Here is a 14,233-nt window from a genome sequence, read left to right as displayed (position 1 = left end):
TTGGTTTCTGCAGTGAAGGAGTGGCCACAATTTCGACAAAGGTAAGGTTGTTTTTTAAAAAGTAAGTAGCAAGCTTGCCCTGCACTTTCTAAGTAAGTGATTCTAGAGGAGTGTATGCCGTTTTTAACGATAACTCCTTCCTTTTGGCAACAAAGACAGCTATCAACAGGATAGGTCAGTGTACGCTTTATGTGAAGCTTATTTTAGATATTTTCCACACAATGATCAGATAATTTTACGTTAGGGTCTTTTATAGTGAGTAATGTTCGTATATCATGAGTCCTGGCACAGAGTCCTATTTATTATAGAGCCTTTATTTAAAAGCAAAGTTGTGTTTGATATAATTATCTTTAAGAAATAAAAGACGAAAAATTTCAGCTGTTTTTGATGATTAGCTAAAATTATGGAGGAGATATTAATGACTTTATTAAAGATAGTATTGATTGGATTAGGAATTACTTTCTGCATGTTTGGATATCTAATCTATTTTAAAAAGAAATACAATCTAATCAATGGATTTGAATCAGATTATAAAGCTGGAAGTGACATAGAATCTTATGCACGTAGAGTTGGTTTAATTGAATTAGGGATTGGGGTTATCTTAATAATGGCTGGGATTATTCTGATCATTGTCAAATAGTAAGATTTAGCTTGTTATTGAGAGATAAAAGAATGGCATTTGATTACAGTAAGCTCTGGAAAATTTTAGAAGAGCGAAAAATGTATAAAGAAGATTTAAGAATTGAAGTAGGAATGTCTTCAGCAAAACATGGCAAAAACAAAATTTTTAGTATGGATGTGTTGGGAGTAGTTTATTAAGCTTTAGGTCGTAATGTTTGGGATATAGTAAATTGTGTGATTATCAAGTAGAAAATGGAGTAGATAAGATGAGTATACAAGAGAAGGAAAAAAGTACAGACCTATGGGTATATGATTTATTAAAAGAAGCAAATATTGACCTAGACCCACAAGGATCAACAATTAAAGAAATTAATGATGCCTTAAAGACTGCTTCAAAAAGGGGAACTGGTAATGTCGGTTATCCAGAATACACAGGTACAGTTAAGGACTTTTTGATTGTCATTGAAAATAAAGCTTCCGTTTCCAATCATGAGATAAGAACAAAAGAAGATTTAATTTCTGAAGAAACACAGGCTATCTGTGATTATGCAGTTAACGGAGCTTTGTTTTATGGTAAAAACCTAGCAAAAAATACATCTTATAAAAAAATTATAGCTATTGGTATTTCAGGGAATGAGAAGCGTCATAGGATAAGCCCTATATTTGTAGATGAAAGGGGCAATTATAAAGAACTACCAGAAGTTGAAAGTTTTATATTATTTAATGAAGATAATATAGATGAGTACTACATCAGAGAGATTTTAGAAGAAGACACCAATCAAGAAAAAGAAACAAAAGAAATTTTAAAAGATGCAGCAGAGCTTCATGAAGATTTGAGGAATTATGGTTCAATTCAAGATAAGGATAAGCCACTAATTGTTTCAGGAATACTACTGGCCCTAAGGGAGGCAGATTATGGTAATTTTTCTATTGGCAGTTTAATTGGTGATACAAATGAAAAAACTACCGATGGTCAAAAAATTTATAAGGCAATAAAAGATAATCTTGACCGAGCTAATGTTTCTCCCCAAGTAAAAAAAGACAAATTATTGAGTCAGTTTTCTGTAATTAGAGATAATACTTTAATTAATGAGGTGAATAACACCCTTGGTAAAACCCCATTAAAGCACTATACAGAATTTCTAGAAAAAAGAATCTATCAAAATATTAGATACAACAGAAATGGGGAAGACTATTTAGGAAGATTCTATGGAGAGTTCATGTCCTATTCTGGAGGAGATGGCCAGTCTTTAGGAATTATTCTTACACCAAAACATATCACCAGTTTATTCTGTGATTTATTAGATATAAAAAGCACTGACATCATATTTGATCCATGTTGTGGTACAGCTGGCTTTTTGATATCTGCTATGCACAATATGTTGAGTAAAACGGGAGATGTTCAAGAAAAAAGAGAAATAAAGAAAAATCAGCTCTTTGGGGTTGAGTCTCAATCCTATATGTTTACCATTGCAACGACCAATATGATTTTACGTGGAGATGGGAAAAGCAATTTAGAAAATGCGGATTTTCTAAGACTAAATCCTGCAAAAATCCAAAAGGAGTGGCATCCCACAATTGGTATGATGAATCCTCCATATTCTCAAGGGTCAAGTGCAAATAAAGATCTTTATGAAATTGCTTTTACGGAGCATCTATTGGACTGTATGGTTGAAGATGGAAAAGTTGCTATTATCGTTCCCCAATCTACCATGACGGGAAAAACAAAAGTCGAAAAGGAAATCAAGGCAAATATATTAAAAACCATACCTTAGAGGGTGTTATTACCTTGAATAAAGATACTTTCTATGGAGTTGGGGTAAATCCTTGTATTGCTATATTCACAGCAGGTGTTTCTCACTATGAGAAAAAAGAGTGTAAATTTATAAATTTTGAAGATGACGGATATATGGTATCTAAGCATGTAGGCTTGGTTGAAACACCAAATGCAAAAGATAAAAAGCAGCACCTTCTTGATGTCTGGTTTGACCGTATAGATAGCGAAACAAAATTCTGTGTCAAAACGACAGTTGAAGCAGATGATGAGTGGCTACATTCTTTCTATTACTTTAACGATGAAATCCCTTCAGAAGAAGACTTTAGAAACACCATTGCTGATTACATTACCTTTGAAGTGAATATGATAACTCATGGAAGAGGATATTTATTTGGGATAGAAGATGAAGAAGATGAGAATGAATATGAGATTCATAGGGCAGAAGAATTGTTAGTTGCTGAGGAAGATGAGGTTTATGATGAAAAATAGACTATCCTTAAATGATGTGGAGTGGGGAGAGTTTTTTATTGGCGGTGAAGAAGGAATATTTAAGATTTCGTCAACAAGTAGTGGAATTGATAAAAACAAACTGAATTTAAATGCGGGGATGATTCCATATATAACAAGAAGTGATATGGATAATGGAATCAGCCTTTTTATTACAAAAGAACAAGATATTAGATATAGAATAGACGAAGGCAATGTTATAAGTATAGGTTTAGATACACAGACTGTTTTTTATCAAGAAAATCCATTTTATACAGGCCAAAACATACAAGTTCTTAAAAATAAAAACCTAAATAAAAGAGTTGCTATGTTTTTAATCCCGCTACTCAAAATACAGATGCAAAAATTTAATTGGGGAGGTAATGGAGCGACGCTTGGTAGATTAAATAGGACAAAGATATTGTTGCCTGTGGATGCAAATGGTAAAGTAAACTGGCAATTTATGGAAGATTATATCAAACAAGAGCAAAAAGAAATTGCAGAGAATGTTATTAACTACTATGAACAAAAAATACTAGAAACAGCTTTTGATTTAGTTGGATTTGAAGATGTTGAGTGGAAAGTATTTCCATTTGATAAATTATTTAGAAAAATTCAAAGAGGGAAAAGACTTAAAAAAGCTGACCATATTGACGGAAATATAGCTTATGTTTCATCTACTGGCCTTAATAATGGGGTTGATGGATTTATTGGAAACAAAAAAGATGTTAGGTTTTTTAGAGAAAATTTAACAATAGCTAATAGTGGGAGTGTAGGTTCTTGTTTTTATCATCAGTATGAGTATATAGCAAGCGATCATGTAACATCACTAACATTAGAAAATGCAGATAAACATATTTATCTTTTCATGGCTACTATAATAAAAAGACTTGAAGAAAAATATTCATTTAATAGAGAGATTAATGATAAAAGAATTCGAACTGAAAAAATCATATTACCAGCAGATAAAAAGGGCAATCCACACTGGGACTATATGAGTAAATTTATGCAAAAGCTAGAAGTTGAAAAGCTTGAAAAAGCCCTTGAATATATATATATATATATATATATATATAGATTAGCCATTTCCGAGGCTTTACGTCTACCTTTACTAAAAGAAAAAGAATGGAAGGAATTTTGGTTAGAAGACCTTGTTGATATTTCTGGGGGTCGTGATATTTATGCAAAAGAAAGAATTGATGGGGATATTCCATATGTAACGGGAACAGCAAACAACAATGGGATTGGATATTTTATATCAAATAAAAACCCAACACTAGAAAGAGGATGTATTAGTGTAAACAGAAATGGATCAGTGGGATATGCCTTCTATCACCCTTACGAAGCTTTATATGGCAATGATACAAGAAAGCTTAGATCTAAATACAAAGATAAATATTATTCAATGTTCTTAGTTCAGAGTATAAAAAGTCAAAAAGAAAAATATGGATACGGTTATAAAATGGGTACAGCAAGATTAAAGAGACAAAAAATAATGCTTCCTGTAAATAACATAGGAGGCCCTGACTTTGTATATATGAAAAAATATATGCAAATAGAAGAAATTAAAGCGTTCTATCAAACACTTGATTATTATAAGAAGAAATATGAAAACTAGGTGGAAGTTATGAGTGCAAATACAAAATTAGGAAGATTAAAAGAAGTAGATATTAGAAAGTTATGGGCACACGAACAATATAATTTTTCTAACTGGCTAGCCAAAGATGAAAATATAGACTTATTAAATGACACAGTAGGTCTGACATTGACCGATATAGACAAGGAGGTTTATGTAGGTTCCTATCGTTGTGATTTAGTAGCTGTTGATGAAACAACTGGTGTAAAAATCATTATTGAAAATCAATTGGGTTCAACTGATCACGATCATTTAGGAAAAGTTATTACTTATGCTTCAGGGCTAGATGCAAATGTCATTATCTGGATTGTTAAGGAAGCTCGAGAAGAGCATAAGAGTGCTATCGAATGGCTAAACAACAATATGGCTAAAGAAATCTCCTTTTTTCTATTAGAGATTAAAGCTTATAAAATTGGAGACTCTTTACCAGCTCCGATGTTTAGAGTGGTAGAAAAACCCAATGATTTTATCAAGAGCAATAAGAGTGTAAAAGATGGTGACTTATCGAAAACTCAAGCCGAAAGACTAAACTTCTGGACAGAGTTCAATAGAGTTGTTACAGAAAGTGGAAAGCCATTTAATGTTAGAAAGGCAACTACAGATCACTGGTATGATGTAGCAATAGGCACAAGTGATGCTCATATCAGTATTACATTGGTTAATAAAGATGGAAGCATCGGTGTAGAACTTTATGTTCGAGATAGTAAAGACTTATTTGATAATCTTTATGAACATAGGGATGAAATAGAGTCTAAACTAGGCTTTAATATGCACTGGGAAAGATTAGATGATAAAAAAGCATCTAGAATTAAATCATACATTCCTGGTTTGAACTTCAATAAGCAAGGTAATTATCCTGAACTTATGAATCAAGTAATTGAGAGAGTAGTTAAGGTTAGAGATGTTTTTAAAGGATACTTATAGAGGTGCTTAATGTCAGTTAAACAATATCAAAGCCAACTTAATAATCTTGATAAAGATATCGCTATTTTAGAAAAAAAGCGTGCAGAGGAAGATAGGAAGGCTGCACTTAAAGAATCTAAGGCATTAAAAGTTACAATAAGTAAATCAGCTTCTCAAGCTACTGTGAATAGTAAATTAAGACAAATTAGTCAGTATCAAGAGATCGCAACCAAGGCAAGAGCGAAGAGTGCGAATTACTCTAAGAAAATTGGTGAGAAACGAAAGAAAAGAAATGAAGTATATCAAAAACTCCAGAAGGCAGAGCAGGATTTGAAGAAGAAAGAAACAAAAGAGACTCAAAAGATCCAACGTATGTATGAGGACAGAATTAAGGAACTAGAGGGTGTAGCTATATCAAAAGTAGAATCGATAAATAAAACATTGAGTAGTGAAAGAGCGTATGACGTATTTATTTCTCATGCTTATGAGGATAAGGAGAGCTTTGTAAATGAACTAGTTGATGAGCTTATGAAAAAAGGTGTTTCAGTTTGGTATGACAACAAAGATACTGTTTGGGGCTCATCATTACGGGAAGAAATTGATAGTGGGTTGAAGCATTCGAAGTATGGAATAGTGGTGCTTTCTCCTTCATATATAGCAGATGGTAAGTATTGGACCAAACAGGAATTAAATGGTTTATTTCAAATGGAAAGTATAGAAAGTGGAAGAATTTTGCCAATCTGGCATCAGTTAACCAAAAAGGAAGTGGCTAATTATAGTCCGATGATAGCTGATAGAAAAGCGATGACTACAGCTATTCTTACACCAGGAGAGATAGCAGAGGAGTTCGCAAAATTATTAAAGATTGTTTCAGAAGGTGAGAAGTGAAAAAAATATGACTTTGTAAGCTTGTTGATAGTTTTAGCACCTCTGAATAAGCTGTAGCGAGGAGATTCAATTAATGGAAACAGTAAGAATCATGCTCCATATATGGGCTGGCCCAATCTGGGGATGCACGTTTGATGAAGATAAAGGAGAATATGATTATGATATTGAACTCATTGTTAAAGACGATGAATTAATGAGGTTACATCAAATAATACAAGATTTATACTCGTCAAATTATGTTCTCACTGAAAATGGAGTGATCACAAATACTGACCAGGAAAAGGCTGACAAAGAAAGAATGTTGGATTTACTTGTAAAGCTTATTGCCAGACTTAACGAAATCAATGAGGGTAGTTTTATAATTGATGATAGAGAGACGGAACGAGTTAGGAGTCTCTGATACTAAAATGGTACTATTCCTTAAAAAAACAGAGAATAATATGAGTGAAAAATGGACCTTGTTCACAAAAGTGGCTTTCAAAAGCCCCTGTAAGTAGCTTTAATTTCAAGGAGTGGGAGTAGTACTCAGTGTTTTATGTTTTATAACTACAAGATAAAACTATTTTTTGCGTTTGCTTTAATACGATAAATCTATGGAGGTTAACGATGAATACTAGAGAAACATATATTTAGAATTTAAATCCAAACTATCCGATAGTTTTTTAAAAACAGTCAGTGCTTACGCAAACTATAATGATGGTATTATACAATTTGGGGTAGATGATAGTGGTAACTCTGTTCACTTTAAGGACTTACAAGAACTTTCCTTAAGGATTGAAAACAAGATTAATGATAGCATTAGGCCAGTTCCTGAGTACAGTATAGAAATAGATGAAATAAAAGAAATTGTTGAATTAAAAGTTTATGAAAGTGGGCTTAAGCCCTATCTATATAAGAATAGAGCGTATATGAGAAGAGATTTTTCAAGTTTACCTATAGATGATAGAGACGAAATGAAGAGACTTATATTAGAAGGTTTGAAGCAAAATTATGAAGATTTGCCTCCAACAAATCAAGAACTAACCTTTAACCTTTTAGAAGAAGCACTACGCAAAAAGATGAATATGGATAAACTAAGTTTAGATATATTAAAAATACTAGGCTTATATGATGATAGAAAGGGATATAATTTAGCAGCACAAATTATATCTGATGAAAATAATATTAGAATGATTGATATCGTTACGTTTGGTATTGATATTAATGAATTTAAGGAGAAAATTTTAATTGAAAATGTTTCTATACTTAGTGCATATAATCAAGCGGTAGAAGTATAGAGAAGATATTTTAAATACGAAAAAATTGAAGGAATTATTAGAAAAACGATCGAGATGATTCCGGAAGATGCTTTTAGAGAAGCGATCGCAAATGTTCTAGTGTATAGAGATTGGAGTATTCCAGCATCAATTAAAGTAGAAATTTATGATCAATATATTGAAATATCTTCACCAGGAAGCTTACCGAAAGGATTAAGTAAAGAGGAATATATTAGTGGGCAAATTTCTATTCTTAGAAATGAAAAAATTGGGAGCTTGTTTAATAGATTAGGTTTAATAGAAAAATTTGCAACAGGAATAAAACGAATAAAACATTTATATCAAGGAAAAATAAGACAGCCTATTTTTGAAGTGTATCCCAATTCAATTATGATTAGATTACCCATAATGACAGATCAAATACAAGGTTTAAGTGAAAGTGCATCTGTTCTTTTACAAAGAATGCCTATAAATAAAGAATTGAGTAGATTGGAAATTGAAAAAATAACTGGTTTTGATAAATATAAGAGCCTCAGAGCTTTGGATCATCTAATGGAAGAAAATTTAGTCAGAAAAGTGGGGCAAGGTAGAGCTACAAAATATATAAAATTATAAACGGGGAGTATATATCTTCTTTGATACTATAATTATACTATTTCTCTAAAACTGAGCATAATAAGAGTGAAAACAACCTTTTGTTCATATAATTGACTGCAAGAATCCCTATAAATAGCTATTTCAACTTAAATTTCAAGGAGTGGGAAGAAAATTTAAAATCCCTTAAAGCATTTTATACCATGGTTTTAGGGGATTGTTTTTTTGTGAAAAATGAAGTTGTGATACTGTTTTCGATATAAAAAAACTCTAAAAAACACCTTTGAAAATGAGTTTAAGATATTTTTTTAATTGAAGAGGAGGAATAATCTTATGGAAGAAATGATAGTTGATAAGAACTGCTAAAAAAACTTTTTGAGAAATTTGATAAAAATCATATAATTGTGTAAAAGATAAAAGGCCATGTAAAAGGATCTTAATATAGCCTTTGTCCTTTGATAAAATGTATATTCTTTGTCTTTTGTAATGTATGAATAGTTTTTTGATTTGGCATACGGATGATTTTAAGTATAAAATATATGTAATTTGAAATAGTACCTACATAGTAGAAAGTATTGAATGAGGATAATTTATTTTAGTTTCAAGTTTTTCAAGAATAAAAGCAGCTTGTCTTCTTCAATGATTGACTGATAAAAAGTCATAATCGAAGCATTAGGAAGAATATGTTGAGAAACGAATAGTAATATTGTATGTATTTATATTAAATTCTCTAGGCTTAACGATAAGAATTATTTAATAAAGGAGTTGCCCTTATAATGCAAAACAAAACGCTTTTAATCATTGAAGATGATAGAGACCTCGTGGATATGCTGGAAATGTTTTTAGAAAACAAAGAGATAACTGTCTTAAAAGCTTATAGTTCTGATGAAATTCCTAACGATCTATCTGGAGTCGATTTAATCCTTTTAGATATCAATTTGCCCAGAAATAATGGGTTTGAAATCTGTAGACGGCTAAGAGAAAGATGGTTAATGCCAATTTTGTTTTTATCAGCAAGATCTAATAAAGAAGATAAAATAAAAGGCCTAATGTTAGGGGGAGATGATTACATTACCAAGCCGTTCTCTTTAGATGAGCTCTATGCGAGAATTTATACTAACGTAACTAGAGGTGATCGAAAAGGACAAGCACAATCAAATAATATTTCGCTTCTTGTTGAATCTGGAACCTGTAAAGTTAATGGTGATGAAATTGAGTTGACAAAAACTGAATATGAAATAGTAGCCTTACTCATCAATAATCCCAAACAAATTTTTAGCAAAGAAAGAATTTATGATAGTTTAAGGGGAATTGACAGCTATGGCAGTCCTCAGGTGGTTTCGGAGCATATCAGAAATATTAGAAACAAATTATCAGAACATTCAGAAGAAGATTTGATAAAAACACACTGGGGGCTGGGCTATTCATGGATTGGCTAAGAGAATTTTCTAAAAATTGGAAACTGAGAGGGGCATTTAATTTATATTTGTCCGTTAGTCTAATTTTTTCAATTCCGTGTGGTTTGCTTCTACAAGTTTTTTTAAATGACATAAAGAAAAATTTTCTTTTATCAAATGCTTTAACTGACCGAACGAGTCTTCTTAATAGTTTGATGTTTTCAGATTTATTGCGAGCAATGATTGATTTCACACCGATTGTGGTGATTATCCTATTCTTTTGTCTTTTTTTTAACCTATTTTATAAGCATAAAATAGAATTGATTTTTAAATTTTTAGAAAATTATGAAGAGGCGAATATAGAAGACCAGAATGAACTGAGTAAGAAAGTCTTTGAATTGGTAGTGAAAAATATAGAATTAAAGAAAGAGCGTTTTAATTCTATTCAAAAGACCAACGAACTATCTAAAAAATTGGATACGATTTTACATGAGATAAAGAATCCACTAGCTGTGCTAAGTGGTGACATGGAAATGCTGAATACAATTTATGAACCGGATGATGAGAGAGTGAAGCGAATTTTATCTCGCATGACTAGAAGCGAAAAGAGGATTCAAGATTATGTTAATAATCTCCAGATAGGTCAGAACATGGCAGATATGGAACTAGACATTCGGACAATCAAGAGTAAAGACTTATTGTATATGATAAAGAGAGAATTAGATTGCTGGGAGGACAATCTTTCTTTTAGGTGTAAATTAAAAGATTTATCTCAAAAAATCGACCTAGATCTAGAAAGATTCATAGAAGGTTTGGTTAATATTCTTAAAAATTCGAAAAGACATGCTAAAAATCAAATAACTCTTTCTCTTTATGAAAATGAAAGTTATTTAATAGTAGAAATAGAAGATGATGGCTTGGGATTTTCTCAAGAAGCCCTCAATAATTACAATAAGCCCTACTTTAGTGAAAACCCTTTAGTAGGTAACATGGGACTGGGATTGTACATTACAGATGAAATAATGAAAAAACAAGGGGTAAAGATGGTCTTGAGTAATAATGTAGGAGCCAATACAAAATTATTTATAAAAAAGGCCTAATCTTGGAAAATTATTGGAAATTGTTTTATATACTTCAACTAGTTTTAAAAGGGAGGTATGTAGGATGAATTCGATCGAAATTAAGAATTTGAGTTTTACTTATGGCAAGAAAAAAGTTTTATCCGACATCAATATCAGTATCAATAATGGTCTATATGGACTATTGGGTAAAAATGGAGCCGGTAAGACGACCCTGATGAAATTAATAGTGGGACTTTTACCTATAAAAACTGGTCAGATTCAAGTCTGTGGTCAATCGAACCCAAAAGAGATTCGCAGACTCGTAGGTTATTTGCCACAAGATTTTGATTTTTATCCAGAAATGAAAGTCAAAGATTCATTAATCTATTTGGGAACATTGGATAATCTCAAGCGATTTGAATTAAATCAACGAGTGGAGATGCTATTAGACTTAGTTAATCTAAACCAAGATAGAAATAAAAAAGTAAAGAGCTTATCGGGCGGTATGAAAAGACGTTTAGGTATTGCTCAAAGCCTTTTGAATGATCCAAAAGTTTTAGTGGTTGATGAACCGACCGCTGGGCTAGATCCAGAAGAACGCATTCGCTTTAGAAATTTATTGGGTGATCTAGCGACAGAAAAGATTGTTTTATTTTCAACGCATATTGCAAGCGATTTAGAAAGCACAGCTACTAAATTAGGAATATTAGACAGTGGTCATTTTATTTATGATGGATCAGTGGAAGATTTATTAAATCAATATTCTGGTGGAATTTATGAAACCCTCGTAAATAGAAAGGATTTATCAAGATTTAAAGAGGAGTACATGGTCTTTGAGCAAAAAGAATTAGCTAATGGTATTATGGTAAGTTTCATCCATACGGGAAGACCTTTGGATCAGTTTAAGCGAATCTCTCCTAGTTTGGAATCAGCATATTTAATGAAGATTCATGAAAGGAGAGATTAGATGAAATTATTTGTAGTAGAATTAAAAAGAATAGGCAGGTCTTTAATCTTTGTAGGGGTAGCCATAGCCTTGATTATAGCTATTATAGGACAGATAGAGAGTGATTCCTATGATTTTAAAGAACCTGACCCAGGACAAGAGCAATATGGTCATTATTTAACAGAGGATCGTGCTTATATTTTTTCTAATTTGGTGAATGATTTGTACTTAAATATAGAAAACAATCATTTTATTAGTTATCCTTATGGCTTTTATCGAGAAAATAAATTAGAACAGGATGAATTAGATGCGATTAAAGATATCTTATCTGATTTAATAGGCATGCCATATGAAGATATTCCTTTGAGTCAGAATCTAGCAATTCCTACTGAAGAAAAATTAGAGACTCAATTAGGCAAAATAGACGCCTTAATAGGGGGAGGCTCTTTCTATGCTAAGAATAATTATAAGATTCATTTTGGTGACAAAGGAATGTCTTATGAAGAGGCCATTAAGGATTATTTGCTTGTTAAGGAAGAAGGTTTAGATGTTGCTTTTGCTAGGTATTTTAGTGATTATGCAGGTATCTTCACCTTATTATTTTCTTGGTTTATAGGTTTATATTTTTGGAACAAAGACAGAAAAGAAGCTATTGAAAATACACTGTATGTAAAGAATACATCTTCAATCAAATTGGTTTTGACAAGGGTTTTAGCAATGAGTTTGTCACTACTATTTATTATTTTGGTACTCTTTTCCTATTATGAAATTCAATTACTGTTTGTACATGGTGCTAGTTTATTGTGTCCGTTTAAATCCTACTTCTTTGTTATATCATGGATATTGCCAATTATTTTATTTGTTATAAGTCTCACAACTTTATTAACAATAGCCAGTCATAGTATTTTATTAGGATTTCTAGGACCTATTTTTTCCTTGGTTTACATGATGTCATCTTCCACAAATGTTTTTTATAATATTGGGTATGGCCTTCTCATTAGATATAACTCTGTGGGCAATCAAGCGTATTTTGATAGTAAGGTCAATGTTTTTCTAGTGGGGAGAGGCATTTGGATAGGGCTAGCACTTTTTTTAATAATCGTTACATCCTTTTTATATGAAAGAAGAAGGAGGGGAGATTATGCTTTCAAAAACAATCTTTCAATTGAAGCTAGAGTTAAAGCATAATTTTCCTCTAGAAGTGTTTGTCTATCTAGTTATCATGGGGATCACTTACTTTGCTTTTGGGGTAAAGAATTTAGACACTACTAATGAAGCGATGGTTGTCGAACGATTTTTACCTTTATCCGGAATCTTTTCTTTTGTAACATTATTTTATGCCGAGTGTCAAAGTCCAATAAAAGATCTTCTTTTAATGAGAAATACGATGCTTGAATACATATATGTGTTGCGAGGCATTGTTAGGCTGTTTTTTTACGGGGGAATGACTTTTAGCTATATCTATTTAATAAATAGTGGTGCAACAAGTTATAGCTTAATGAGGGTGGTATTTCATAGCCTTTCGATTGGAGTAATCATAGGTGTAATAGGTTTACTGTTCTTTAGCTTTAGTAATAATATTTCTTTGGCTTTTTTAGTTTCAATAGGTTTAATGCTAGCGCAATGGTTTGCTCCTAAAAATACAAATGCTTTATTATTTACTATGCCTGAGATATCCAACATTAGAATAGTACTGATATTTACTATTAGTATAATGATAGCAATACTTGCAATGGTTATTTGGAAGAGGAAGGCCATTTCTTAGTTCTACAGAGAAACGAAATGGGATTTGATGTGTTGTTTAGATTATATATTTAGTCTTAATAGAATAAAAAGAATCAAAGTAATAAAAGACACATTAAAATCGATCAGATTATTTTCCTGTGATTAATTGTCAAAGATCCACTAACTATCATAAAAGAAAGTTAGAGTAACAAAATCTATCATTATAAGGTTATTAAAATAAGAATATATTGAAGAACTAATATAAAGAATACATATATGAAGAAAGACGACAGTAATAATTCATCACTGTCGTCTTTGATGTTTTTTCAAAAATATTAATTGCTATTATGAATTAAGTCATTATATTTACGCTTATTTACAAAAGCTTCAAACCCCATCCATGCTGCTAATACCAACCAAATAACTTTAGAGAGTAGTCTCATTAATGCAAAAGGAATTTCAAATATAAAGGAAGACCAGAACTGCCAGCCGGTCATTTCCCATAAGCCAGGTGTAAAAAATGCAGTCTTTGGTTTAAAAAGTGAATAACTGTTACCTCCAGTAGAAAAGATAGTAAAGAAAAACAAAAATATAATAGACCAGTTCACCGCCTGTTGGCCGTAACGCTTGTATATTTCAGCATAGGACTCTTTATTTGAATAAATAAAGTCTTCTGAATTAGGATCATTTTGCTGGAAGTAGTGTACACCGGAATTTTTACTGCTTGAAACAACTGTCCAACCCATATCACTAAAAAGTTGAATATAGTTTTGATATTCACTCGCTTTCTCAAATTCACGATAATCGATCCGAGTAATAGGGGCTTTGTCATCAATCTTTTCAAACACAAAGCAAGCAGGGAACTTTTTATTTATAAAGCGATAACCTTCTTCTCTAAAGGAGTTAATCCAGCTTCTTGTTTGTCTAAATCTTTGAATAAGAA

14 protein-coding genes and 1 pseudogene are annotated in these 14,233 nt (G+C 31.8%); 14 read left to right on the top strand and 1 reads right to left on the bottom strand.

Features of this window, described 5'->3' with window-relative positions:
* Window positions 1-403 precede the first annotated feature (403 nt).
* The 14 genes and pseudogenes from ACQV2Q_RS08260 (at window position 404) to ACQV2Q_RS08195 (ending at window position 13,330) form a co-directional block, all read left to right on the top strand.
* The gene (locus tag ACQV2Q_RS08260; RefSeq protein WP_428882466.1) at window positions 404-640 is read left to right on the top strand and encodes a DUF3784 domain-containing protein; all 237 of its coding nucleotides are present in this window, start codon (window positions 404-406) and stop codon (window positions 638-640) included.
* Window positions 641-672: 32 nt separating this feature from the next.
* Complete coding sequence (locus ACQV2Q_RS08255) at window positions 673-819, top strand: helix-turn-helix domain-containing protein (RefSeq protein ID WP_428882465.1); 147 nt, start codon at window positions 673-675, stop codon at window positions 817-819.
* Window positions 820-893: 74 nt separating this feature from the next.
* Window positions 894-2,887 (top strand): annotated as a pseudogene (locus tag ACQV2Q_RS08250) (HsdM family class I SAM-dependent methyltransferase).
* Window positions 2,874-4,502, top strand: coding sequence for a restriction endonuclease subunit S (locus ACQV2Q_RS08245; RefSeq protein ID WP_428882464.1), 1,629 nt, complete (start codon window positions 2,874-2,876; stop codon window positions 4,500-4,502). Before ACQV2Q_RS08250 ends, ACQV2Q_RS08245 begins: the two are co-directional and overlap by 14 nt.
* A gap of 9 nt (window positions 4,503-4,511) precedes the next feature.
* A complete protein-coding gene (locus ACQV2Q_RS08240) occupies window positions 4,512-5,444 on the top strand; it encodes a DUF4268 domain-containing protein (protein WP_428882463.1) in 933 nt (310 codons plus the stop codon).
* A gap of 9 nt (window positions 5,445-5,453) precedes the next feature.
* Window positions 5,454-6,311: a toll/interleukin-1 receptor domain-containing protein gene (locus ACQV2Q_RS08235; RefSeq protein ID WP_428882462.1), complete on the top strand. Its 858-nt coding sequence runs from the start codon at window positions 5,454-5,456 to the stop codon at window positions 6,309-6,311.
* A gap of 73 nt (window positions 6,312-6,384) precedes the next feature.
* Entirely contained in the window at window positions 6,385-6,711 is a 327-nt protein-coding gene (locus ACQV2Q_RS08230) for an RNA helicase (protein ID WP_428882461.1), read from the top strand.
* Between the two features lie 223 nt (window positions 6,712-6,934).
* Window positions 6,935-7,588: an AlbA family DNA-binding domain-containing protein gene (locus ACQV2Q_RS08225; RefSeq protein WP_428882469.1), complete on the top strand. Its 654-nt coding sequence runs from the start codon at window positions 6,935-6,937 to the stop codon at window positions 7,586-7,588.
* Between the two features lie 54 nt (window positions 7,589-7,642).
* The gene (locus ACQV2Q_RS08220) at window positions 7,643-8,182 is read left to right on the top strand and encodes an ATP-binding protein (protein ID WP_428882459.1); all 540 of its coding nucleotides are present in this window, start codon (window positions 7,643-7,645) and stop codon (window positions 8,180-8,182) included.
* A gap of 755 nt (window positions 8,183-8,937) precedes the next feature.
* Entirely contained in the window at window positions 8,938-9,600 is a 663-nt protein-coding gene (locus tag ACQV2Q_RS08215; protein ID WP_428882458.1) for a response regulator transcription factor, read from the top strand.
* Complete coding sequence (locus ACQV2Q_RS08210) at window positions 9,588-10,658, top strand: sensor histidine kinase (protein ID WP_428882457.1); 1,071 nt, start codon at window positions 9,588-9,590, stop codon at window positions 10,656-10,658. Before ACQV2Q_RS08215 ends, ACQV2Q_RS08210 begins: the two co-directional genes overlap by 13 nt.
* A gap of 64 nt (window positions 10,659-10,722) precedes the next feature.
* Window positions 10,723-11,586 (top strand): ABC transporter ATP-binding protein, encoded by an 864-nt coding sequence (locus ACQV2Q_RS08205; RefSeq protein ID WP_428882456.1) that lies wholly within the window; start codon window positions 10,723-10,725, stop codon window positions 11,584-11,586.
* Window positions 11,587-12,753, top strand: a complete 1,167-nt coding sequence (locus tag ACQV2Q_RS08200) for a hypothetical protein (RefSeq protein WP_428882455.1) — start codon at window positions 11,587-11,589, stop codon at window positions 12,751-12,753. It abuts the gene before it with no gap.
* On the top strand, window positions 12,707-13,330 hold the full coding sequence (locus ACQV2Q_RS08195; RefSeq protein ID WP_428882453.1) for a hypothetical protein: 624 nt from the start codon (window positions 12,707-12,709) through the stop codon (window positions 13,328-13,330). Before ACQV2Q_RS08200 ends, ACQV2Q_RS08195 begins: the two co-directional genes overlap by 47 nt.
* Window positions 13,331-13,625: 295 nt before the next feature.
* Here ACQV2Q_RS08195 and ACQV2Q_RS08190 read toward each other — a convergent pair whose 3' ends face one another.
* Window positions 13,626-14,165, bottom strand: coding sequence for a DUF2812 domain-containing protein (locus ACQV2Q_RS08190; protein ID WP_428882468.1), 540 nt, complete (start codon window positions 14,163-14,165; stop codon window positions 13,626-13,628).
* Between the last annotated feature and the right edge of the window lie 68 nt (window positions 14,166-14,233).

This window comes from Facklamia sp. P12950, from assembly GCF_050409465.1.
In the GTDB taxonomy this organism is placed as follows: Bacteria; Bacillota; Bacilli; order Lactobacillales; family Aerococcaceae; genus Facklamia.
Note: the sequence above shows the minus strand (reverse complement) of the source record. Positions and strands in the feature narration are given on the sequence as shown.